At 33.3% G+C, this 24,380-nt stretch carries 24 protein-coding genes and 1 pseudogene; 10 read left to right on the top strand and 15 right to left on the bottom strand.

The window, feature by feature from the left end; genetic code table 11:
• Positions 1–63: 63 nt before the first annotated feature.
• The 11 genes from B8963_RS16230 to B8963_RS03750 all read right to left on the bottom strand — a co-directional run bounded on the left by B8963_RS16230 (position 64) and on the right by B8963_RS03750 (position 9,020).
• Positions 64–441 (bottom strand): DUF6168 family protein, encoded by a 378-nt coding sequence (locus B8963_RS16230; RefSeq protein ID WP_394334730.1) that lies wholly within the window; start codon positions 439–441, stop codon positions 64–66.
• Between the two features lie 4 nt (positions 442–445).
• Entirely contained in the window at positions 446–673 is a 228-nt protein-coding gene (locus B8963_RS03795) for an AtpZ/AtpI family protein (protein ID WP_084060057.1), read from the bottom strand.
• Positions 651–1,070, bottom strand: a complete 420-nt coding sequence (locus tag B8963_RS03790) for a bactofilin family protein (RefSeq protein ID WP_084060056.1) — start codon at positions 1,068–1,070, stop codon at positions 651–653. Before B8963_RS03790 ends, B8963_RS03795 begins: the two co-directional genes overlap by 23 nt.
• Before the next feature lie 3 nt (positions 1,071–1,073).
• A complete protein-coding gene (gene porW, locus B8963_RS03785) occupies positions 1,074–3,623 on the bottom strand; it encodes a type IX secretion system periplasmic lipoprotein PorW/SprE (protein WP_084060055.1) in 2,550 nt (849 codons plus the stop codon).
• Positions 3,624–4,018: 395 nt separating this feature from the next.
• Positions 4,019–4,714 carry an ABC transporter ATP-binding protein gene (locus tag B8963_RS03780; protein ID WP_084060054.1) on the bottom strand — a complete coding sequence of 232 codons (696 nt, stop codon included), beginning with the start codon at positions 4,712–4,714 and terminating at the stop codon, positions 4,019–4,021.
• Positions 4,715–4,740: 26 nt separating this feature from the next.
• Complete coding sequence (locus B8963_RS03775; RefSeq protein ID WP_084060053.1) at positions 4,741–6,213, bottom strand: DUF5687 family protein; 1,473 nt, start codon at positions 6,211–6,213, stop codon at positions 4,741–4,743.
• Between the two features lie 35 nt (positions 6,214–6,248).
• Entirely contained in the window at positions 6,249–6,653 is a 405-nt protein-coding gene (locus B8963_RS03770) for a DUF2059 domain-containing protein (RefSeq protein ID WP_084060052.1), read from the bottom strand.
• A 42-nt stretch (positions 6,654–6,695) separates the two neighbouring features.
• Positions 6,696–7,388: a hypothetical protein gene (locus B8963_RS03765; RefSeq protein ID WP_084060051.1), complete on the bottom strand. Its 693-nt coding sequence runs from the start codon at positions 7,386–7,388 to the stop codon at positions 6,696–6,698.
• On the bottom strand, positions 7,385–8,026 hold the full coding sequence (locus B8963_RS03760) for a hypothetical protein (RefSeq protein ID WP_084060050.1): 642 nt from the start codon (positions 8,024–8,026) through the stop codon (positions 7,385–7,387). Before B8963_RS03760 ends, B8963_RS03765 begins: the two co-directional genes overlap by 4 nt.
• A complete protein-coding gene (locus B8963_RS03755) occupies positions 8,023–8,670 on the bottom strand; it encodes a hypothetical protein (RefSeq protein WP_084060049.1) in 648 nt (215 codons plus the stop codon). Before B8963_RS03755 ends, B8963_RS03760 begins: the two co-directional genes overlap by 4 nt.
• 11 nt (positions 8,671–8,681) lie before the next feature.
• Entirely contained in the window at positions 8,682–9,020 is a 339-nt protein-coding gene (locus B8963_RS03750; RefSeq protein WP_084060048.1) for a PadR family transcriptional regulator, read from the bottom strand.
• Positions 9,021–9,146: 126 nt separating this feature from the next.
• On the opposite strand from B8963_RS03750, the gene B8963_RS03745 reads away from it, so the two are divergent.
• Complete coding sequence (locus tag B8963_RS03745) at positions 9,147–10,196, top strand: ferredoxin--NADP reductase (RefSeq protein ID WP_084060047.1); 1,050 nt, start codon at positions 9,147–9,149, stop codon at positions 10,194–10,196.
• 74 nt (positions 10,197–10,270) lie between these two features.
• Here the strand turns inward: B8963_RS03745 and B8963_RS03740 are convergent, their stop codons facing one another.
• A complete protein-coding gene (locus B8963_RS03740) occupies positions 10,271–11,047 on the bottom strand; it encodes a patatin-like phospholipase family protein (protein ID WP_084060046.1) in 777 nt (258 codons plus the stop codon).
• A gap of 332 nt (positions 11,048–11,379) precedes the next feature.
• Between B8963_RS03740 and B8963_RS03735 the strand changes: the two genes are divergently transcribed.
• The 8 genes and pseudogenes from B8963_RS03735 to B8963_RS03700 all read left to right on the top strand — a co-directional run bounded on the left by B8963_RS03735 (position 11,380) and on the right by B8963_RS03700 (position 21,393).
• Positions 11,380–12,078, top strand: coding sequence for a TIGR04282 family arsenosugar biosynthesis glycosyltransferase (locus tag B8963_RS03735; protein WP_084060045.1), 699 nt, complete (start codon positions 11,380–11,382; stop codon positions 12,076–12,078).
• Between the two features lie 77 nt (positions 12,079–12,155).
• Positions 12,156–15,359 carry a SusC/RagA family TonB-linked outer membrane protein gene (locus B8963_RS03730; protein ID WP_084060044.1) on the top strand — a complete coding sequence of 1,068 codons (3,204 nt, stop codon included), beginning with the start codon at positions 12,156–12,158 and terminating at the stop codon, positions 15,357–15,359.
• A 9-nt stretch (positions 15,360–15,368) separates the two neighbouring features.
• Positions 15,369–16,832 (top strand): SusD/RagB family nutrient-binding outer membrane lipoprotein, encoded by a 1,464-nt coding sequence (locus tag B8963_RS03725; RefSeq protein ID WP_084060043.1) that lies wholly within the window; start codon positions 15,369–15,371, stop codon positions 16,830–16,832.
• 6 nt (positions 16,833–16,838) lie between these two features.
• Positions 16,839–18,179, top strand: a complete 1,341-nt coding sequence (locus B8963_RS03720) for an SLC5/6 family protein (protein WP_394334729.1) — start codon at positions 16,839–16,841, stop codon at positions 18,177–18,179.
• Positions 18,164–18,766 (top strand): annotated as a pseudogene (locus B8963_RS03715) (metallophosphoesterase family protein); the annotation flags it as partial. The gene B8963_RS03720 and the pseudogene B8963_RS03715, both read left to right, overlap by 16 nt.
• A gap of 270 nt (positions 18,767–19,036) precedes the next feature.
• Positions 19,037–19,372, top strand: coding sequence for an arsenosugar biosynthesis-associated peroxidase-like protein (locus tag B8963_RS03710; protein WP_084060716.1), 336 nt, complete (start codon positions 19,037–19,039; stop codon positions 19,370–19,372).
• Between the two features lie 87 nt (positions 19,373–19,459).
• Positions 19,460–20,518 carry an arsenosugar biosynthesis radical SAM (seleno)protein ArsS gene (gene arsS / locus B8963_RS03705; protein WP_084060042.1) on the top strand — a complete coding sequence of 353 codons (1,059 nt, stop codon included), beginning with the start codon at positions 19,460–19,462 and terminating at the stop codon, positions 20,516–20,518.
• Between the two features lie 260 nt (positions 20,519–20,778).
• Positions 20,779–21,393, top strand: coding sequence for a TetR/AcrR family transcriptional regulator (locus B8963_RS03700; RefSeq protein ID WP_084060041.1), 615 nt, complete (start codon positions 20,779–20,781; stop codon positions 21,391–21,393).
• On the opposite strand, the gene B8963_RS03695 is transcribed toward B8963_RS03700, so the two are convergent.
• The 3 genes from B8963_RS03695 to B8963_RS03685 all read right to left on the bottom strand — a co-directional run bounded on the left by B8963_RS03695 (position 21,390) and on the right by B8963_RS03685 (position 24,109).
• Complete coding sequence (locus tag B8963_RS03695) at positions 21,390–22,430, bottom strand: glycosyltransferase family 9 protein (protein WP_084060040.1); 1,041 nt, start codon at positions 22,428–22,430, stop codon at positions 21,390–21,392. The genes B8963_RS03700 and B8963_RS03695 overlap by 4 nt on opposite strands.
• Positions 22,431–22,441: 11 nt before the next feature.
• Positions 22,442–23,044 carry a DUF4254 domain-containing protein gene (locus tag B8963_RS03690; RefSeq protein WP_084060039.1) on the bottom strand — a complete coding sequence of 201 codons (603 nt, stop codon included), beginning with the start codon at positions 23,042–23,044 and terminating at the stop codon, positions 22,442–22,444.
• Between the two features lie 132 nt (positions 23,045–23,176).
• Complete coding sequence (locus B8963_RS03685) at positions 23,177–24,109, bottom strand: DUF6427 family protein (protein WP_084060038.1); 933 nt, start codon at positions 24,107–24,109, stop codon at positions 23,177–23,179.
• Between the two features lie 39 nt (positions 24,110–24,148).
• Here B8963_RS03685 and B8963_RS03680 point away from each other — a divergent pair, with 39 nt between their 5' ends.
• Positions 24,149–24,370 carry a DUF6341 family protein gene (locus tag B8963_RS03680; protein ID WP_084060715.1) on the top strand — a complete coding sequence of 74 codons (222 nt, stop codon included), beginning with the start codon at positions 24,149–24,151 and terminating at the stop codon, positions 24,368–24,370.
• The last annotated feature ends 10 nt before the right edge of the window (positions 24,371–24,380 follow it).

The following is a 24,380-nucleotide window of genomic DNA, read 5'->3' as shown; positions in this document are numbered from 1 at the left end:
ATTTTGCGCAAAGGTAGTTATTAAAAATAAAAATCAAATATTTTTCATGTAATAATTACTGCACTAGATTTTCTTTAGAATTTTTGAAATAAATATGACCTCTACAAATAGAAATAGAAGCAATGGAATTAACATTGAAAAGCGTTCAATGCGAGGAATTATAATATCACTAAAAACCGCATTTTTAAAGAGTATTGTAAAGAAGATGAGCTTTAAAAATAGCGCTGCTAAATAGACTAAGCCAAGCTGTGTTTTTAATAAATCAGCAAATGCTAGATAAGCAAAAAGAATACAGATACCTAAAGAAAATAGGTAATGGTACAAGTACATTTTACCTAATGGGAAAGCTATTTCGTTATTAATAATTAGCAAATGAACGTATTTACCTATGAAAAATAAGAGCGTAAATACGATGAAGTATTGTAGAATAGATTTAAGCAAAACATTATTTGTTAAGGTTATTGGCTTGACGTATCATGGAATACATAGATGCAAATATAGCAACAAGTGTTATAGAAATTTCTAAATAATTGGTGTCATATTTTTTGTCAAGCCAAGAACCTAATAGATTACCCAAATAGATAGTTAACCCCATTTGAATACCAATACCTGAAAGTTTTGCTGCTGTTTGTAAGCCTTTATTTATTTTTTTATGAGGCTTTTGCGGTTCCATTTGCCGTATTAACTGGTTTGTTCTGTGCAGGCATTTTGCCACCGCCCATTGTACACGACGCATTAAAAGTTGCGCCAGGTTCTACCGCTAGTTTAGAAACAGATACGACACCTTCAATAACTGCAGACGATTTTAAAGATAATAAATCTGAGACGATAAGTTCGCCATTAAAACTACCTTCAATATCTGCATTTACACATTCAACTTTACCATGAATATAACCATCTTTACCAATGACTACTTTACCTGAAGTTTTAACATTGCCATCTAATTTACCATCAATTCTAAAATCTGCTTCTGAGATAATATCACCTTTAATTCTGGTGTTTTTTTCAATCCTGTTTGGTTGTCCTCCTAGTTCTGTCATTGCTTTAGGTTTTTTGTTGTCTGAAAACATGTTCTACGGTTTTGGGGTTGTTATGCGATTTTTATAAGCTGTCAAATTCTTATGTACTTGAAGAATTTGATAGTTAGAAGATAAAATTACGAAATTCTCATTCGCGATGCTATAGTCTTTGTTGTTTTTTATCAATTCTGCAAATCCTAATGTATAATCTTCTGATTTGAAACCATGAACAACTACAAATTTATTTTCTAAATCATAAATATCTATAGAAACGGTATTTCTATATTTTAAGTCTTTAATTGCTTTTTCTAATTTTATTTTTAAATCTTCAGCCTTCTGAGTATCTGATGTTTTAAACGGAAATATTAATTTCCAGTTTTCTGCTTTCTTAGAAACATTGGCATCAACAAACTCTTTCGCTGCTAATTTTGGTAATTGGTCCGCTATAATTTCTTTGGCTTTTTTTCCTTCAGGATTGTTAGGATAATTTAATGCAACATAATTTAATGCTTCTTCAAAAGCCGAATATCCCTGTATACGTCCAATGGCATTTGCTTTTAATAATTCCAATTTCGGCACAATAGGATCGCCCGTAAATTTGCTAATATTTTCTTCAGAACCTGTAATTACTTTTAAATACTCTTGATTGATAAATTGTCTATATAGTTCTGCATATTTTGCATCTGGACTATCTGTATCGCCTTCTAAAACAGCTTGCGGATTTAATAGTATTTCTGCATATCTAGAATCTGGATGATTGGTAATGATATTATTTTTCATTTGTGCCATTAACGGACTACCAGATTCTTCATATATTTTGTAAAGGTTGTATTTAGAAGGAAGTATTAGGCGTTCTTCGGGATCAGAATTTAGTACTTTTTCTAATTTTCCTGCCGCCAAAAGGTTTTCTTTAAATTTCTCTTTATAAATTAATCCTAATTGATAATTGGCTAAGTTTCTTTCTGTTTTTAAGCTGTCTATTATAGCAATATCTGTTGGTATTTGTTTCATATAAAAATCAACAGAGTATTTTTCTTCTTCGGTAATAGGCACATTTTCTTGTGTTGCATTATCCGCCAATTGTTCTTCAATACCTTCCGAACTATTTTTATTCGCCCAGCGCCAGTTATCCTCTAAACCACGATCTCCCCAACGGGTTTTAAAATCGGTTTTCCCATAACCCAAACTTGTGATGTTGTAGAAATAGAATTTACCTTTGTTTTGTTTTCCCGCCTTAGTTTCTGCAAAAGCGTTAATGCCTTTGGTTTGGCGCTCAAACTCCCTTTTGCTGGCTAAAGAATCTTTTTCTTTTAATTGTTTTATATACGCTCCAAAATAGGCAAATTGCTTGTCTATAGGCATATTGTACAGTGTAATTACGCTATCCGCTTTTTGCACAATGTCTTCGTAGCTAATAACGTCTTCTAAATTATCAAGCTTCTTTTTTATAGCTCGATATTTTTTAGTGTTTTCGTTTAAATTAGTTAGGGTACTATCGTAATATGCTCCTGCAATTTTATATTCATTTTTATCAAAATTAAACTCCCCAAGATTTTCATAATTCAAGGCATTTAATTGAGGTTTGTTTTGAGTATTTCTTAATGATTTATTGAAATAAGCAATGGCTAAACTATCAGATTTGTTTGCTAAATGATATTCTGCTATTTGACGATAGATTTTATCTAAAAAAGGTCTATTTTCTCTATCTTCCTCTAATTCGGTTAAATATTCAAATAGCTCTAATTTGTTTTCTTTGGTAACTGGAATATTCTGAATTTTTTGCAAATGTGCATTAATCATATATTCTCTTGGCGATTTTCTATTAAGCTCAATTACCTTGTCGAACGCATAATTAGCACTGTCTTTATGGCCTAATTCATTATAAAGTTGACCTATAATGTAGTAATAACGTCCCTTTTCTGGATTTTTTTTGGTGTATGCCGATGCTATTTTTAATTGCTGAACAGCAGTATCTATTTTACTCAAGTTTATATAGGCTTGGGCCATCATAGCGCGCGCATCTGCATATTCTTGATCTTTTAAAAGTTCGTATTTAAAAAGACGTTTAAAATTTTTAAGGGCTAATTCATCGTTTTCTAAACGAATATTCACCTTTTCACGCCAGATTGAAGCTTCATTGAGCTTATCGCTTTTTGGGTATTTTCTTAAAATATAATTGAAAGCTTCAAGTGCAGGAAGAAAACGTTGCTCAAAGTAACGCGTTTTTCCAAGCAGTAAAAAAGCCTCGTCCGTTTGCGGATTTCGCTCTTCGTCTTTAATATCCATACTATGTTTTTGTATGGCCTTGGTTGCTTTTTCTTCAGCAATTTCAAATTTAGGATTCTTATTTTCAGAGTCCAAAATAATTTCTTCACGAATGGTAATCCGCTCTACAGGTAGAATTTCCCAGTAATTATCTTGATAGGTTGCATTTAATTCATCGCGGCCTTCTTCAAAGGCAATATTACCATTGTACAGCACATTATACTTGGTATTTAGTGCATGCCAATTACGATTTATAAGTGCATCTTTTTTAGTGGAACATGCATTAAAAAGCACACCACCTAAAAGTGTAGAAATAATAAGTTTAAACCGAAGCTTCAATTTTCAGAGTTTATGTACTTACCTTAACTGAAAAACTGGCTGATTATTATGTAGTTTATCGATAAAAAGTGCATTATTTTTTTTGATGCTAAAAAGCAGTGGTTCTTTTTTAATGCTTTTCACAAACTTAGTAGTCGGTTTTAGTTACTGTTTAATGTAAAAAAGACCAAAAAGGAAAGTTTGAACGAAGATTTTACGTTTTAAATCGATGTTAGGATTTTTCTATTCTACAAAACAATTTCAAAAAACAAACCATCTAGTTGGTTTGCTCGTTTTCTAGAAAAACTAGTTATGCTGCCAATTAAAGATGGATTATTCTGGTTAAATAACCCAAAATAATCATTTCTAGGTATAAATTTGTATTTTAAAAGTCTTCCATTTAAGGTTAGGAGCAATTAACCCGCAAAGAACACTTCTAGTTCTTTTAAAGTTTCAGCAGAGGTCTGAATATCTTTTACAATTTCACCTTTATTTAAAACCACAATACGTTCACAAACTTCGGTAACATGAATTAAATCGTGACTAGAAACCAAAACAGTTACATTATTATTTGCGGCTAAATCTTTAATAATACCTTTTAAACGTATTTGCGTAGTAGGGTCTAAGTTTGCAAATGGTTCATCTAAAATTACTACTTCAGGATTACCAATAAACGAAGCTACAATACCAGCCTTCTTCTGATTTCCTTTAGATAAATCACGCAAATATTTTTTCTGACCTAGTATTTCACCATGAAAAAAATCTTGAAAAGTAGAAAGTAATGCATTCACATCGGCTTTGTTTTGTCCTCGTAATTCTCCAATAAAATAAAAATATTCCTCTGCGGTTAAATAGCCAATTAAGAAGGTTTCATCAATAAAAGCAGAAGTAAATGGTTTCCAATCTTCGCTTGTATTTACTTGTACGCCATTATTTATAATGTGACCTGTGGTAGGCTGAATTAAATCTAGCAAGAGGCTAAAAAAAGTGGTTTTCCCTGCTCCATTATTCCCTACTAGGCCAAAACTTTGTCCTTTCGGAATTTGTAAGTTTTCGATATTTAATACAGTTCCGGAGCTATATTTTTTTGTTAGATTTTGTGCAACTATCATGGTGTTATTTTAAAGCGTTGTTGTTTTTAATTGGTTTGTTTGTAAGCTAATAAGGTTTTGTATTTTTCCTTTTTATAAATCTGTTCAATTTTTTTGAACACTAACCCTTTGAATGCAAATCCTATGACTCCTGCGAGTGCCACAAAAATATAGCCAGCGGTTGGGTTTATTAAATAATGTCCTAAAGCATAAATTAATAATGGCAATATTAATTTAGGCAGGGTTAGCATAATGGTTTTTAGGTTAAACGATTGTTTGTCTCCAAAAGCTTTCTTTGCAGAAGTTAAATCTATAGGTGTTCGTGTGTACGCGCCACCCAGCAAAACCATATAAGAGTTTACCCCAATATTATACATTGCGCCTACCAAAATTGCCAAATAGGCATCTAAACCAAAAAACAAGTAGAATGATGCAATGATGGTACTTAATATGGTAGCTATAACAATTAAATACCATTTAGAGTCTAGGTATTCTTTGTACTTAATATTCTGACTCATCATTAGTGGATAGTACGAGCTATCCCAACTTGGTACAAATTGCCCAAAACTAAACAAGAACCCGCCAGAAATGAAGATGCCTGCAAAAATTCGCCAAATAGGTCCGTCATAAACCTCTATGGCACCTGTAAAAAATAAAAAACCATAGAAAATGAAAACAAAACTTGTAATTACCGCCATTTTAGACCGTTTGTTGCGCTTTATTAGTTTAATATCATTTTTAAGAAAGGTTCCGAGGTTTCCAAATCTGTTAAGCCAACTTAAGTCTTCGGTTTTTGCAATGGTTTGTTTGGTGGCCAAGCCAGCATCTAGGTATAAATTCTTTTTAAAATGTTGAAATGCAACAACATATAATGCCACGGCAACAGCGATTAAAAGTATCGCCAGCCAAGGTAAGTTGTACATAGCATTAAAAAATGGCCCAGTGAAGGCTGTGATATCGAATAAATCAAAATACTGACTAGCGCCTAAAAGAGCAAGAATAGCTATAGCGGCATAGAATAAAGAATCTTTATTATTTGCCAATACATTTATAAAATTATTACAATAAATAAGTGCGATTATAGCTAAATGCCATCCAATTACGCCTATGGGATTATAATCTTTCATTAAAAGCACTATAGAAAAAGGAATAAAAAAGAAGGCATGAGACCAATTAAAATAGGACAATATGGTTTTGCCAAGTGAAAAATTAACTATCTCCGCTTTTTTAAAAGGAAGGTAAAGCAACGGTTTTATATTAGTAACCGGCATTTTTTGTAGCATATACCTAAATACTAAATCCACGGCAATGTAGTATATCATGAACTTATTAACTACATCAAAAGGATCACCCATGTTCTGATCTTCAATAAGAAAATAGACCCCAACGCCCATGCCGATAAAAACCACTGCCATGTAAAGGGCAGCGAAAATCATTAATATTTTAATGGCAATATTACTTTTTAATGACGCCGCTCTAAAGAACGATTTCCATTGTAAGTTTATAAAATGTTTAAACATGCTATTGGGTATTTTTATTCTCGGCAAAGAGTTATTTATTGAGCGTATTTCTGAGCAATTGCTCCTACTTGCATTCCCCAAGTTTGACCAATCATCATCGCTTTTTGAGAAATTAAATATTGTTTTTCGCTTAGTTTTTTACCAAGTTCAGTATCGTAGAATTTTATCAATTCATCAAGTTCTGCATCTGTAAATTCTTCAGTATACAATGTACCGAGTTTAGTATAAATTTCGTCTAAAGTTGCTTTCGCTTCAGTATTATACGCTTCTTTGTTTTCGGAACTAACACTAGCACCTATTTGCGAAATGGCATCTTCAAAAGCTTTATCGCCTCCTGATGCTTTTATCAAAGCAACTGCTTTTTCTTGTGATGCTGAAGTTTCTTGCGCAGTTATCGTAAAAGAAACACATAACAGGAGACTAAAAAATAATTTTTTCATAATGGAGTATTTGATGAATAGGTGTTAAAACTAATGAATTTGTTACAGAGTCGACATCATTTTATATTCAGGATAAGTTTCTTCGAGTAATTCTTCTGCCTTTGGAGGAATCACAAAAACCATAACATAGAATAATAGGAGTAATGTTATTGAAGCAATTGATAGTAATAGAATGATATAGTTGTTTTCTATTTCAAACCTAATGTTCATTAATTGAATTGGAATTTGAATAAAATTTATCATCCCTATGTTGGCTAATAACATTTCTTCTAACATCCATTTTCGGTCTTTCTTTTTTAGGATGCGATGGTATCGAACCAATTTAATAGTTGCCGGAATTAAAAATAGTAGAAAAACCCCAGTAATGGCGTATTGCTGATATCCTAATGCAGTTTCTTTAAGGACTATAAAAAGAAGAACACATAATAGTAGCGTTAGTAGAATTTTAGGGAGCGAGAAAAATTCTTTATAAAAGCGTAGAATTATTTTCCAATACTTTTTAGAAAGTGCTTTGGAGCGGTCGGCAATTACATCTTGAAAACCAAAAATGCCAAATTTTTTAAATTCCTTATCTAATGCTTCTTGAAATGATAAATGGGGATTTTTAGCTTGTAAACTTTCTATGCCATTAGCTAAATGGTCCACCAATTCAGTTTGTAAATCAAAATGATATACAAAATGTGCTCTTGTGAATTTGTACAGTTCTTGGATTTGGTCTTCGGTTAGTTTGTTCATACTAAAGCTTTTTTATAAAGTGTAGCATATTCTTTTCTGTATTTTAAAACAAGTTGGACAAAGCATATCGCCAAGACTAAAAAGATTGAAACCAAAATTATATTTAGGTTTAGATTACTTCCCAATGGGTTTTTTTGAAGACTTGGATTAAACAAAACTTGAACCAATTGAGTGATACACATCAAAATTAATCCAATACGTTCTAAACCGGAGTATCGTTCTTTTTTACGAGCACGAACACTAATAAAGTAAAAAACACCCAAAGAAAGAAGTATTGTTATAGGGGCAACTTTTAATATAATTGTAACATCAAAATAGTTAGAAATTAGTTTAAATAGCGCAAAAAAGCTTATTAACAGCACAAATGAACTTGGTTTTAATAAAAACTTACCTAGTGCTTTTAATACTTTTAAATCGGTAGTTTTTGTAAATTTTTTATTGTCTTTTAGATGCACCTTTTTATTGATTATCATGTAGTTTTTAAAAGCATTATAAAAATCAAGATTTTCAGAAGTCATTTTAGCCTCAACTTCTGAAGCGACATGGTCTACCATTTCCATACGCACATCAATAAATTCTATTTCTGAATTTTTAAGATAAGTGTCTATAAAATGTATTTGGTCTCGGGTTAACTTCATGCCAAATACACTTTTAAAAATGCATATTCTTTTACAACCTGTTTCCTTTTCCTATGGAATGCTAATATTGATGAAAGATTAAACAATCCAGCAAAAACTATAAATGGGATATAAAAATTTAAATTATTAATCCATTTATCTGGAAACATAAATAAAAAGTTCAAAAATAAAGATGGAGTGGAAATAATGGTAACCAAGCGAGAGATGGATACAGATTCTTTTTGCGTTTTTGTATTAAAACACTTAAATGTTAGTAGGTACATTTGATAGGCAACTAGAATAAAAACTGGAGTAATAACCGCCCACTTAAATTGTTTCGTTGTCAAATATGGGAATATTGTATAATAGCATATGGCCATAATGAGTATTATAAACAATGCTTTTTTGTTTTTGAAAATACCAAGCAATTGCTTCCAAATCTCTTTCTGATAACTCCAGTGTGTTGATTTTTCTTTGTCCTTCGCTATCTTTTTACACCACGCTAATCGTTCTTTTAAAAAACTTTCCAAATCAGGGTAGTTTTCCATGCTTTCATACTCACTAATTAAGTGATCCATTAACTCGTAACGGATATCCATATATTTAATGCCACGTTTTTTTAACCAGGCATCAATATTTTGCATGTCTTGTTTTACTAATTTCATCACAAAACAATTTAGTTAATACTCCAATCAGGGTTCACCAAGTTTTGCATGCTGCGGATAAATTCTTCTAGCTCTGCAAGTCGGTTTACGGTTTCTTTTTCACCTTGTTCCGTAAGTTTATAATACTTACGAAGTCGGTTATCTACTTTGGCTACTTCAACATCAAGCAATCCTTCAGCTTCTAATTTGTGTAACGCAGGGTAGAGGGCACCTTCTGTAATATTTAGCTCACCTTTGGTGAGTTCTTTTACTTTTTGTGTTATTTCATAACCATACATTTTTCCTTGCTCTTCTAAGAGCTTCAGAATTATGGTGTTAAGACTGCCCTTGTATAATTTTGAATTTCCCATGTTCGTTTACCTTGGTTTCAAATATACATAATTTTCTTATGTATAAGAATCTTAGGTATAATATTTTTGTAACTTTTAAGTTTTATATGGTTTGTGCTTTATGTAATTTTGTTGAAAATAAATTACATGAGCGATTTTCATTCTCTAAAAGTTTCAGCAGTACAGCAATTAACGCCAAGCGCAGTTGCTATTTCATTTGCTATTCCAGATAATTTAAAAGATGTCTTTAGTTTTAGTGCAGGGCAGTATATTACCATTAGTAAAGAAATTAATGGTGTTGAATTGCGTAGAGCTTACTCTATTTCATCAGTGCCCGCTACGAATAAAATTACGGTGGGGGTAAAAAAAGTAACAGATGGTATCTTTTCAGTCTATGCCAATGAAAAAATTAAGGTAGGCGATGTTCTTGAAGTTATGCCGCCAGAAGGTCGCTTTGTTTTTGAACCAACCAATAGCGCAAAACATGTAGCTGCTTTTGTTGCAGGTAGCGGAATTACTCCAATTATGAGTATTGCAGAAACGGTACTAAAAAGCCATTTAAATAGCACTTTTGTTTTGGTTTATGGTAATCAAAACACCGAGGAAGTAATGTTTTCTAAAGAAATTGCAGCACTTGAAAAGCAATATACCAATAGGTTTTTTGTGCAACATGTTTTAAGTAGAGTTAATCATGAAGGCGCTCTTTTTGGTAGAATAGATACGTCCACGGTAAATTATATTGTAAAAAATAAGTTTCAAAATGTTTCTTTTGATGCCTTTTATTTATGTGGCCCAGAGGAGATGATCGATTTAGTTTCAGATACCTTACAAGAATCAGGAATTGAAAAAAGTAAAATCCACTTTGAGCTTTTTACTTCATCGAATACTGTAGATACCATGGCCGAGAATTTAGATGGTAAAACTCAAATTGAAGTTGTAGTAGACGATGAAACATTTTCATTTTCAATGGATAAGAAAATGTTGGTTTTAGATGCTGTTTTAAAAGAAAATATTGATGCACCTTATTCTTGTCAGGGAGGTGTTTGTAGCAGTTGCATTGCAAAAGTTACAGAAGGAAAAGCTGAAATGGTAAAAAATCAGATTTTAACCGATGCCGAAATAGCCGAAGGTTTAATTCTTACTTGCCAAGCACATCCTTTAACACCAACATTGAAAATAGATTATGACAATGTTTAGAATACAATAAGGAAAAAATAAAAATACAAAAGGAGAATAGTCAACTATTCTCCTTTTGTATTTTATCATCAAAATTAGTTTAGTTTTTCAAATGTTCTGCAGGCATTGTCGTACCCAATGGTAAATGCTTTTTCAATTCCTTTTCTATCCAGCATTCCTATATTTTCTAAGCTAGGTGATTCTAATAGCAAATCACAAGCTTCAATTTTTTTCTTTGATGAGGCATAAATCATCAATCCAGTTACTCTACCAGTAAGTTGAAAAGAGTTTTTCAAGTCTTTTTTCTCCAATTTGCTGATAATGGAAACATTGCTTCCAATAATATAATCGCACTTTTTTTCTAAAGGTTCTAGAGGAAAATTATTCATAATTCCACCATCCGCATAAAGTTGCCCTTGTAATTCTACGGGACTAAAAACAGGTGGTAGAGCAGCTGAAGCTAATAAAGGCCGAATTAATTCACCTGAATTAAAAAATACTTCATTGCCGTCTTGAATATTTGTTGCGACTACATGGAGTTCTTTTTGAAGCGATTCAAAATTATCTTGAGGAAAATAGGTTTTAAAAAGATTTACATATTTATCGGTATCAATAAAACCAGCCTTTGCTATGGTTAAAAATTGATAATTGAATAATGGGGTGGTTTTGAAAAAATTAAGCATGTCATCAATGGAATTCCCATTGGCATAAAGTGCGCCTACTAGTGCTCCAACGCTACTTCCAGTTACACTTTTGGCTTCAACACCAAATTCTTCCATTGCCTTTAGCAGGCCTACATGCGCCATACCGCGTACCCCTCCGCCAGAAAGTACAAGGCCGATAGATTTGTAATTATCTAGTTTATTTTTCATTTCGGGATTGAAAGTAGTGTAAAATTAATTGCTTATTTGATAAATTCAAAGATTTAATACGTTGTTAGGCACACAAAAAACAAACTACTGGGTTTGTTTCAAAGCAACAGTTGCAATTCTAATTGTAAATGTGGTAGAATAACAGATATTAGCTGCATTTTATGGTTGTTTTAAAATGATTTTAGAAAGATTAAAAAATCTATTTATACCAGTTAGTTTGTTTTCTAAGAAAAGCCTAAAATGTTAATTATCGAAAATGTTGTAAGTAAAAAATCATGTTTCGACCAAACCCTTACTATGTTTTTATCGTAAATTTAGCATAGAATTGCATTATGAATACGAGTAATCAAGGTAAAACAGCGATAATAATCTTTGCTAATTCTTCTAAAGAAGAGTTAAAGCATAAGGCTATTGTTAATGGTCAAAAATTATTTGATACACTTACTGGCATTACAATACAAACGGTTAAGAAAACCAAACTTCCTTATTTTCATTTTACAGAAAAAGAACAACTAGGTAATTCTTTTGGTGAACGATTTTCCAATGCTATTCACAAGGTTTTGTCACAAGGCTTCGACAATGTTATTGCTATTGGTAATGATACACCCAAACTTACTACCGCATCACTCTTAAAAGCGGAGAAAGAATTAAATAAAAATAAACTAGTTCTAGGCCCTTCAATGGATGGTGGTTTTTATTTGATGGGCATAAATAAATCCCATTTTAAGTTTGAGATATTTAAAAACCTACCATGGCAAACTAAACACATTAGAAAATCGGTTGTTCACGCGGTAACATCAAACCAGCAACAACAAGTGGTTTTCCTTTCTATGCTGGTAGATCTTGATACTCAATATGATTTAAAAAAAGCATTCAACTATAGCTTTGTGTTACCAAAAGAATTGGTAAAAATAGTATTACAAATTCTTCAAACTGTTCAAGTTTATACTACTATTATTTACTTGATTGTTTATAATATTCTTCATTCAAATTACTTCAATAAAGGTTCACCAGTAGTACTTCAATCTTAGAAATAGAAACAGCAGTTTAGCTTTTACTTAAAACTAAATCATGCTCAACATTGATGTTATAACTAGTAAACCTATACATGAAATATATATTAGTAGTGTTCATGCTTTGCTTCTCTGCAATGTCCATAGCACAAAATACCATTACCGGAAACGTCGTAAATAGCGATAATGAACCATTGGCTTTTGTAAATGTTCTTGTCAAAGGAACCAATATTGGTGCCACCACAGACGAAGAGGGTAATTATTCCATTGCACTCAATGAAGCATCAGAAATATTGGTTTTTTCCTATCTCGGCTATAAATCACAAAGTATCAACATTAAGAATAAACGCATAGTTAATGTCGTTCTTCAAGATGATTCAGAAGTGTTAAATGAAGTTGTACTCACTGCTTTAGGTGTAAAACGCTCCACACAAGAATTAGGTTATGTAGTGCAAAGTTTGGACACTAAGGGAGTTACAGAAGTAAAATCTGTAAATTTTTTAGATAACCTTTCAGGTAAACTCGCAGGAGTTACCATTACACAAGGGGCAACTGGTGTAGGTTCTACTTCGAAAATAACCATTAGAGGCGAAGCATCATTTTCTAATAACAATCCACTTTTTGTTGTTGATGGAGTTCCTATAAATAATAATTCTGTTTTTAATTTTAGCAATGAAGCTGCTGCAGGATTTCAGGAAATAGATTATGGAAATGGAGCTATGGAGGTGAACCCTGATGATATTGCTGAGGTTTCGGTTTTAAAAGGGCCAAGTGCTGCTGCCTTGTATGGTTCTCGCGCTTCAAATGGTGTTATCGTCATTGAAACAAAAAATGGCTCTAAAACCAAAGGCTTAGGTATAAGTTACAACACCAGCTTTTTTGTGGATTCCGCTTTTAAATTGCCCGAATTTCAAAATGAATATGGTCAGGGAAATTCTGGACAGTTTGCTTATGTAGACGGACTAGGTGGCGGTACGAACGATTTAATTTCTTATAGTTGGGGACCTCGCCTGGATCAAGGAACCCTGATTCCTCAGTTTGATAGTCCTGTTACTTTAGCAAATGGCACTGTAGTTCGTGGCGGAGATACGGCTTTATATAGTGGTTTGCCTATAACTCCAACGCCTTTTGTTTCGCATCCGGATAATTTAAAAGATTTTTACGAAACAGGTACTACACTTATAAACAACATCGCTATTTCTTCGTCATTTGATAAAGGTAATTACCGACTTTCTTTTACCGATTTGCGTAGTGAATCAATTATCCCAGGAGTTAATTTAGACCGGCAAACGGTTAGTGCAAGATTAGGGTTTCAGCCTATTGATAGATTAAAGATTAATTCTTCAGTTAGTTATGTAAATTCTAAAAGCGATAACCGGCCAAGCAATGGCTATGGTTCCGAAAATGTAAACTATGCTTTAGTGGCTTGGGGACCTCGTTCTCTTAATATTAATAGTTTAAAAAACTATTGGCAGCCTGGTCTTGAAGGTGTTCAGCAGTATTCGTTTAATTATACTTTTTTTGACAACCCTTATTTTACGCTACTTGAAAACAGAAATTCCTTTAATCGTGATCGTGTTTTTGGTAATATTTCCGCTAGTTATGAAATTACAGATCAGATAACTGCCACCGTGAGATCTGGAATGGATTATTCGAGTGAAGTACGGCAAATGCGAAGAAATTTTAGTTCTAATCGTTTTAGAAATGGAGGTTACGCGGAACATGATGTGTTTTTTAGAGAAGTAAATACCGATTTTTTATTGAACTATAAAAATGTATTTAATGACTTTAAGGTCGATTTTTCAATAGGAGGAAATAGACTAGACCAAAAAGCATTTACGGGGCAATCACAAACTACAAGTCTTGCTCAACCAGGTATTTTTAGATTATCAAACGCAGCCTCTCCCGTTGAAGTTTTTGAGTTTGAATCCAACAAACGGATTAATAGCTTTTACGGTGTTGCCAAATTCGGATATAAAGATTTTCTCTATGTAGACATTACAGGAAGAAATGATTGGTCGAGCGCATTGGCTACTCCTTTTTCAGTAGATAACACTTCGTTTTTCTATCCATCGGTGTCAAGCAGTTTTATCGTATCTAGAGTCTTAGATTTGCCAACAGCAATATCATTCGCAAAATTAAGAGCTAGTTGGGCACAAGTGGGCAATGATACTAACCCGTACCAAACAACAGGTGCATTTATTGCTCAAACACCTTTTAACGGGCAACCAACATTTAGCAATCAAAATTCCATAGCAAATCCAAATTTAAAGCCAGAAAGCACGTCATCTTTCGAAATAGGGGCTGACTTACGTTTTTTCGGAGATCAACTTACTTTTGATATTTCGTATTACAATGCCTTGACCAAAGATCAAATTATTTCGCTTCCTATTGGAATTTCTTCGGGGTATACGCAACAAGTTGTTAACGGCGGAAAAGTACGTTCCAAAGGCCTTGAAATTATTGCCGGTATTTCACCAATTATTTCATCAAATTTTAAATGGAACAGCACTTTTAATTTTAGCACAAATAGAGCAACTGTTGAAGATTTACCGCAAGAAGATGGTCGATTAACTTTAGCCTATTCTAGAATTTATGACAGCCAAAACCAAACGGTATATTTACAAGTTGAAAAAGGAGGTCGTATTGGAGATTTGTATGGAACGGGTTATTTAAAAAATGAAAATGGAGATTTTATTTTAACTGATCAAGGTAGATATATCGCCGACAACAATTTGCAAAAGTTAGGAAATTACAATCCAGATTTTACACTTGGTTTTAACAACCAATTCAATTATAAAAATTGGGATTTAAGCTTTTTATTAGATTGGCAGCAAGGCGGTATTATAGTTTCTAGAACTAAGGCGCTTGGTAATGTTGGTGGGCAGTTAGCAGAAACAGCTTATAGACCTACCGAAGGAATTATACCAATTGGTGTGATTAATGTTGGTACATCCGATAATCCAGTTTACGAGCAGAATACTGTGGCGGTTACTGCTGAAAGCTATTACCGTCAATTCTATGATCGTAACCATGAAGAGAACAACACTTACGATGCATCGTTTTTAAAACTAAGACAATTTGCTATTGGATACACATTCAACAATTTAAAGTTCTTTAATCAAGGTGCTACTTTAAGTTTATCTGTAATCGGAAGAAACATTTTTGCAATAACAGAGAATCCGCATTTTGATCCAGAACAACTAGCCGTACAAGGAAATGGTTTTGTGGGAGGAGTAGAAGACATGTCTTATGCGACATCACGAAGCATTGGATTTAAAGCAGGATTCAATTTTTAATTAGAAAAAATGAACACAATACATAAAACAACTATAAAGTCTATTGTAGTATCCATACTTAGCTTATGGACAGTATTATCTTGTACCAAAGATTTTGAAGAAATAAATACAAATCCTAATTCGCCAGTAACAGTGCAACCTAGCCTATTATTGCGTCAGGTAATTTATGATTATGGCGAGCAAATGTCTTATGAAGGTTTTACGGCAGGAAATCTTTTAGGGCAGTATTCCACCGCATTAGATTTTAATTTGTTTGATAGACATAATTTAAAATCTCCTCAGTTGGGAGGCAACCCTTGGCCTATTTTCTATAAAAACCTTCGGGATAATGAAATCATTCTGGAACTAGTCAAAGAAAATGAAACCTATACAGTCTACGAAGGTCCTGCGCTCATTTTAAAAGCGTATATGACTGCTGGTTTGACAGATTTGTTCGGAGATGTCCCTTATTCAGAAGCATTTAAAGGCGCAAAAGGTTCTGTTACGCCTAAATATGATTCTCAAGAATCTATTTATCTCGATGAAGGGGGAATTTTAGATAATTTGGATAAGGGAATATTGGCTATCCAAAATTATGATGGGAGTATAGCTTTAGAAGGCGATATTTTATTTAATGGAGATTTACAAGCTTGGGTGCGATTTGCAAATTCTTTAAAAATTAAAGCCCTTATGCGTATTTCAGATAAGATTGATGTCGCTAGCGATTTACAATCCATTTTTGATTCTGGAATTTATATCCAAGAAAATAGTCAAAATGCGATATTTAATTTCACAGATGGTGAACCTAATAATTTTAGATTGGCTCGTTTGCGTGTAGGAGATTTTAATAATTACGTGCTTTCAGAAACCATGTTTGAAATTATGACCAATTTAAACGATCCGCGTATAGCTACTTTATTCAGACCTTTTGCAAATAGTGCTGATGGTGAGTTTAACGGACTTATAAACGGAATAGATGCTTCTCAAACCTCTATATCACCCGCAGATTATTCACTTACAGGAACTATTTTCAGAGAAAATACCGCTCGTTTAGATGCCAATTTTATGACCAGTATGGAAACACAGTTTTTATTAGCCGAAGCTGCACTTAAAGGCTTAATCACTACTGATTCCAAATCGCTTTACGAATTGGGAGTAACGCAATCATTTGATTATTGGGGTACGGATTTGCCAGCAGATTATTTAGTTACTTCTGGTGCTTATGATAGTTCAGGGACAAATGCCTTAGTGCAAATAATAACCCAAAAATGGATTGCCAATATGATAAATGGTTATGAAGGTTGGATTGAATACCGAAGAACAGGTTTCCCGCAACTTAAAGCCATTTCGGCAAGCTTAAACAATAATATAATTCCAGTTCGCATGCCTTATCCAGCGGAAGAGGAGGCTTTGAACAATGTAAACTATACCAATGCGGCACGCGCAACAAATGACAACAGTATAAACGTAAAAGTATGGTGGGACGTAAACTAGAAACCAATGATTGATATACAATATTGGCAGTGGGGACTTATAATAGCATCTAGTTTGCTATTGTTTTTGTTGTCTCCATTGGCAAAAAATACCAATCAGTTTTTTAAGGCGGAACATAAGAAAAAAGCACCCAATACTTTTATGTTAATGGGGAGCCTAGTTATATCATGGATCTTTGCCAAAAGCATTACCAATGCTGCTAATTTAGGGTTAGATTATGGGATTGTAGGGGGCGTGGCTTATGCAGCATATTATTTATCCTTTACTGTAGCCGGAATAGTCATTTACAAAATGCGAACTCAAGGTAGGTATAGAAGTATCCACCATTTTCTAATTTCAAAGTTTGGAAAAGGAGCCGTTGCGGTTTTTTCCATATTAATAGCCATACGTTTGTTCAATGAAGTATGGAGTAACACCATGGTCATAGGAAGCTATTTTGGCGATATGGGAACAAGTGTTTATTATTGGTCTATACTTGTTTTTACTGTTCTTACTTTGGCTTATGTTTTAAAAGGCGGATTAAGCAGTTCTATTTTTACTGATGTTTTACAAATGGGATTGTTTTCGGTGCTTTTGATTGTTATACTTGGTGTCATTTTTGGACCAAAAACTAATTTTACAATCCACGAGGCTACCCTTTCTGGAATCTGGTCTTTTGAAATGGGATTAAATCTATTATTTGCCGCAGTATTACAATCTTTAAGTTATCCTTTCCATGATCCAGTTTTAACGGATAGAGGTTTTATCAGTAGTCCTAAAATCACTTTAAAGAGCTTTTTGTTGGCTACTGTAGTCGGTGGAATTTGTATTATACTTTTTAGTATAATTGGTGTTTATGCTAAATCCAGTGGCATGTCTGGGCAAGCGGCAGTTGAGGTTGGTAAGGCATTTGGTGTGGTGCTTTTATTAGTCATTAATTTTATTATGATTACTTCTGCAGCATCCACTTTAGATTCTACCTTTTCTTCATTTTCAAAATTGGTATCTATTGATCTTAAATTGGGTAATTCTTTAAAAGTTGGTCGATGGTCTATGGTACTCATAGCCGTATTAGGTACGATTCCTGTTTTTCTAGATGCTGAGATTTTATCAGCCACTACAATTAGCGGCACAATGGTAATAGGATTAACTCCTGTTTTTATATTCTGGAAATCCAAAGCACCAAAACTAAGTTTTCACTTAAGTGTTTTTTGCGGAATTGTTTTTGGTTTTTTATTGATCTTTAATCTTTTTCCAAATCAATTGATCTTTACAACCGGTAAATATGCCGATTTGCTTTGGATTAATTTTTGGGGAATTATAAGTTGCATAACCCTTTATTTTATACCCATATGGATAAGAAAATAGAACACATAGGTTTAGTTGCGGGTAAGGTTTTAGTATTTGGAGGTGTCTATAGCAACCTACAAGCACTTGAAGCGCTTATAGAAATTGCTAGTAAAGAAAATATCGCCCCTGAAAATTGTATTTGTACAGGCGATATTGTGGGCTATTGTGCACAACCAGAAGAAACGGTAGCATTATTTAAAAATTGGGGAGCAAGAAGTATTTCTGGCAACGTGGAACAACAATTATTTGAAGATGCGGAAGATTGTGGATGCGATTTTACAGCAGGGAGTCGTTGTGATGGATTTTCTAAAATGTGGTATCCTTATGCTAAATCTAAGTTATCACCCGATTCTATTTCATGGATGGGCACTTTACCAAACCATATCACTTTTAATTACGTAGGTAAAAAAGTAGCTGTAGTTCATGGCTCGTACGATAATGTATCCGAATTTGTTTTTGAATCAACACCTGAGGAAGTCAAACAAAAAGTATTTAAGTCTTTACATGCTGAGGTAATATTAGCGGGGCATTGTGGCTTACCTTTTATTCATCAAATGGGAGCACAGCATTGGATTAATCCTGGTGTTATTGGTATGCCGGCAAATGACGGAACCACAAGAGTATGGTATATGATTTTAGAGGATGTAGGAGGTGAATTAAAATATACTCATAGGTATTTAGAGTACGATTATACCACAGCTTATGTAAAAATGAAAGAGAATCATTTGCCTATGGAATATGCAGAAACATTGCTTTCAGGGCTGTGGGATAATATGGAGATTCTCCCTGAAACGGAAAAACGATTAAAAGGAATACCTTATAATTTTGAGAACGAAACAAAATACAATCAATCTAAAACTATAAAAACAAAGAAAATGGCAGATTCATATTACGATCCAGCGGATCTTAGAAAGTTTGGAAAAATCACCGAATGGAGTGAAGAGTTAGGCACTAAATTTTTCGATTATTACGGCAAAGTATTCGAAGAAGGCGCTTTAAGTGCTCGTGAAAAATCGTTAATAGCACTAGCCGTTTCGCATGTGGTGAAATGTCCGTATTGTATAGATTCCTATACCAAAGATGGTTTGCAAAAAGGGATAACTAAAGAAGAAATGATGGAGGCTGTTCACGTAGGTGCCGCAATTGAAAGTGGTGCAACCTTAGTGCATGGTGTTCAAATGATGAAGAAATACGACAAACTATCCATGTAATTGAGTTGATAGTTGCTGGTTCAATAATAGATTTAAGACCTTTAGAGTTTTAAGTAAGGATTACTGTAAATAGAAGACAAAAAACAAATGGCTACAAAATCATTAAAAGCAAGGCATGACGAACTTGCAATTACTAACAGGCAATTAGAAATTTTAAACGGAGGTATTTTTGCCGAAGGTGAATTACCCTATTTTAAAGATAAAATTGCGCAAATTGGGCATTTTCCACTTCGACCTAAAAAATTGGAGATTTTGCAAATTAATGTTGGTTATATGTGCAATCAAGTTTGTGAACATTGCCATGTAGATGCAGGTCCTGATCGTAAGGAAATAATGACAAGGGAAACCATGTCGCAATGTTTAGAAGTAATCAGAAATACAGGAGCTCATACGTTAGATTTAACAGGCGGTGCACCTGAAATGAATCCAGACTTTAGATGGTTTGTTGAAGAAGCAGCGAAGGCAGGGATTAAAGATTTTATTGTAAGATCTAATTTAACCATAATCCGTGCGAACAAGAAATATTATGACTTACCAGAATTTTTTAAGAAACACAATGTCCATGTAATTTCATCTATGCCACATTATACACGTGGTAAAACAGACAAGCAGCGTGGTGAGGGTGTTTTTGATAAATCGATCAAAGCATTGCAAGAATTAAATGCGGTTGGTTATGGTATGCCAGACAGTGGTTTGCGATTAGACTTGGTTTATAATCCTTCAGGAGCATATTTACCAGGCAACCAAGCCGCGATGGAAAAAGATTTTAAAAAAGCATTGATGGAAGATTTTAATATTCAATTCCACAATCTTTTTGCGATTACGAATTTACCCATTGCTCGTTTTCTAGATTATTTGATAGCATCGGAAAATTATGAAGATTATATGTATGCTTTAGTAGATGCATATAATCCTGCTGCAGTGCAAAATGTAATGTGTACCAATACCATTTCTATTAGTTGGGATGGTTGGTTATATGATTGTGATTTTAACCAAATGTTAGATCTTAAAGTAGCAAGTAAAGTAAAACACATAAAAGACTATAATGAAGATTTGTTGAACGATAGAAATATTATTATTTCACAACACTGTTATGGTTGTACCGCTGGAGCAGGTAGTAGTTGCCAAGGGACAGTAACAAATTAGAAATACTTGAACTAAAAAACAATTACAATTTTGGGTGAAATGGGTAATTAAGTGCCGATCGCTGGCCAAAAGCTATCGATAATTAACGAAATATTACCGACTAACGGGTTTGTGATTTTTTTGAGAAATCAATTTTCTGGGTTAATTCCGCAATTTAACGAGTTTTAATTGGTTTTAACCCAATTTTAGGGTGTAATGGATGCTTAGGTTTAATTTTGTAAAAGACTTTAGAGTCTGTTTACCCCAAAAAACCCAATCTTATGGAAAAGAACCTAAAACGCATGGCTACCATGCATAAAATGCAAGTAACCGGATTAGAATTGTTTTACAAACAAGGATTTTATAATACAAGCATAGACGATATTTTAAAACAATTAGATCTTTCAAAAGGTGCATTTTACTATCATTTTAAATCTAAGGAAGATTTCTTCATTAGCATATTGCAAAACTTAGTAGTACGTAAAGTATATAGCATGCTTATTGAGCCTATAGAAGGTCATGATAATCCGCTAGACCTTATTACCAATTGTATGGAAGAAGCTTTACAGACTGCAGAGCATAATGAAAACGATTATGGGTTTGTATTGAGTAATTTCATGAATGAATTTAATGGCAAGAATCCTGAAATAATGAAGTACTTAAATGATACTTTAAAAATTTGGGAAGTAAATCTTGTTTCTGCATTACAAAAAGGAAAGTTTAATGGCTATGTAGATCGTCATGTAGATTGTGAAGGTGTAGCGAGCTATATTATTTCTTCTTTCTTAGGAATACGAATGCTGATGGTAGAAGGTAGTGCAACAGCGCTAAGATATAGGTATATGCAGCAACTAAAATTCTATTTTAGAGCCATAGCACAAAAACAGACGGCTTAGTTTAGTAGCTTTTCAATTTTTAACACAATCGATTCTGGCGAAATTGTTGCCATTACATTTTCATAACCCTCTGGATACTTATTTCCGTATACCGATGTTGGTATTTGTGGATATTTTTTACGGTCAGAAAGTAATGCATTTTCTGTGGCTTGGCCAAAAGGATAAAATCCAGCATAAGGATGTGTAACGCCCCAAAGTGTTATCGTTGGAATGGCATAATTAGCAGCTAGGTGGGCATTTCCACTATCCATTGCAACCATTACGGCTAAATTGGAAATAAGCGCCAATTCTTCCTTGAAGGAAACTTTATTAGCCATATTTACTACTTGGTTATAGGTAGTTTCCCATAGATGGAGTATGGCTTCTTCTTTTGCGCCTCCACCAAAGAGAATTATTTTATACTTTTCGGTATTGTTTAATTCAGCAACTACTTTTTCCATTAAATCTAGCGGATACATTTTCCCTGAAAATGCAGCAAATGGGGCAATTCCGATCCATTTTTTGTCATGTGCAGCTATCTTGTTTGTTAGTGCTTGCGATAAATTAATTTTAGAATTTAAGATTACCTTACCTAAAAGAAGAGAGAAACCGAGTTTTGAAAACACTTCAGCGTAACGTTCATGGGTTGTTTTAAGTTGTTGTATTTGTTTATCTACTTTCAAGGTAGTTAGCGCCTTTTTTTCTGCCCTACCTTTATCTATTTGAACAACAGGAATTTTTCCAAAAGAAAAATATAATTTTAAAATATTAGTTCTAAGAACATTGTGTAAATCAGCTACAGCATCAATTTTAAGTGCCTTTAATTCTGAATACAATTTATACAATCCAATAATGCCTTTGTGCTTCCCTTTTAGTTCTGTTTCATAAATGGTAACATTAGGTAGTTGCGAAAAAATTGGTTTAAAAAACCCTCTGGTAAGCACCGTTATTTTAAGCTCAGGATATGTTTTTGTTAAAGCCGTAAGTACAGGAACGGTCATTGCAACATCGCCCATTGCAGATAATCTAATAACCAATAGGTGTTTTACTGTGGCCATGACCTCTGCAATTACTTTTTACCGCGTAAAACAGGATTCATTTCATCATCGTTATACATTTTCATCTGTTTATAGACTTTCATGTATTTATTGCCATTTTCAATATCTTGTAAAAGTTGATCTATAGCAGTGGATAAATCTTTCTTTTGTTCTAAAAGGACTTTCAATTTATCCTGACATTTTTTTAGGTGATCTGGAGAAGCATCAGTTCTTTGTGCTTCTTCATTCATATGATATATTTTTAAGGCTAAAATAGACAATCGGTCTACGGCCCAAGCAGGACTTTCAGTATTAATTAATGCGTTATCTTTTAATGAAACTGATTGGTATTTATTCAAAAAATAGCTATCTATATACTCTACTAAATCTGTTCTATCTTGATTACTAGCATCAATTTTACGTTTAAGAACTAAAGCATCTACCGGGTTTATATTTGGATCACGGATAATATCTTCATAATGCCATTGTACGGTATCAATCCAATTTTTTCTATATAATAAATGCGCAATTTCATCTTTTGGATATGGGTTTGTAAAAGATTGATACACATCATCTTTTATATGGTATTGGGTAATACTTTCTTCAAAAATGGAAAATGCAAATTGGCTAAACATAACTATAAACTTTATTGGCACCGCCAAAGGGTATAATACCCCAAGGCTTGCCTTGAATTAAAAATTGATTTCGTTTCAATGCCTCGTGGGCTTGCCCCGAGGTAGTTTACTGCAAAGATACTTTTAATTGTTTTAAATAAATTTTGCAACCAACAATATGAACGGAATTATTAGCGTGGCAATAAGCACAAGTTCTTTAATGTTCGGTTTTTTAATAGTTTCTATGTAATTAGACATAAAAACCGATGCTGAAAAAAATGTAATTAGTATTGGAGCAATGGTATTGGATGCTTTAAGTAATGTAATAACTATACCAATAAAAAAGAATACGGTGACCAAACGCATGGTATTAATTCTGCCTTGACCAGATTTTGATAGTTTTAAAAAAGTTACCACTATTAAAACCAAGGATCCAAGGATGTATAAAAGTAGTTTTAAACTATTGCGCCATTCAAACAGGTAATCTTGGGTGATGCCCACAGAGAAATTATAATGAGATTGTAAAAATTGATGTTGATTTAGCATGGTTTGTACTCCCAATACAATGCTTAAAATAGTTACAACTCCAATAAATGGCACCATCCAATTTCTAATATTTTTAGGTTCGTATAAATAAATAGTAACACACACTAAAATTAAAAATAGAATAGCCCAATCATAAAATAAACTTGAAATTACTACCCAAAGTGTGGCATCAAATAATTTAATTTTTATTTTTTTAAGTGATTTTATGCTCAGTAAACGTCTAATTGCAAGGAGTAGAAAAAAGGAACATAGAATGCTATTGTTGTCTAAAAGCACCTCTGGGAATAGCACAATTAGAAGGGTAAAAAAGAATATAGTATAAGAGTGATTTGCTGTTATTTTATTGCGTTTGGCAATAAAATTGATGATAAAAACCATAAACAGCAATGCCCCTAAAGTTACGATCTGATGTAATAGATAGTCGGTTTTATAGGGTAAAGAAAACAATGAAAAATAGGTAAACCAATAGAATACAAACAAGAATGTGAGTATTATAATGTAATTAATTGGTTTTGTTTTGCCAAAAATGCTTGAAATCATCTTGGGTTTTTATATTTTTGCATGGTAAATATAATTAAGATGGAATCATTTTTTAGAGCGATTGAAGATTTATTTGTAAACGTATTGTTTGCACCTTTGGATGCGTTGCGTTTTATGCAGAACTGGTGGGCAGCAAATACGCTGAACTGGATTTTTATGATTATTGGTGCTGTGGCCTTTACTTACTGGATGTTACAATTGAAAAAGTACAATGATAACGGTGAGGAGAACAAGGACGTTTCAGCACACTCTTATCTATAACAACGACTAC

The sequence above is a fragment of the Cellulophaga tyrosinoxydans genome (assembly GCF_900176415.1).
In the GTDB taxonomy this organism is placed as follows: domain Bacteria; phylum Bacteroidota; class Bacteroidia; order Flavobacteriales; family Flavobacteriaceae; genus Cellulophaga; species Cellulophaga tyrosinoxydans.
The sequence above is the reverse complement of the archived record's forward strand: the minus strand, read 5'-3'. Positions and strand labels throughout refer to the sequence as shown.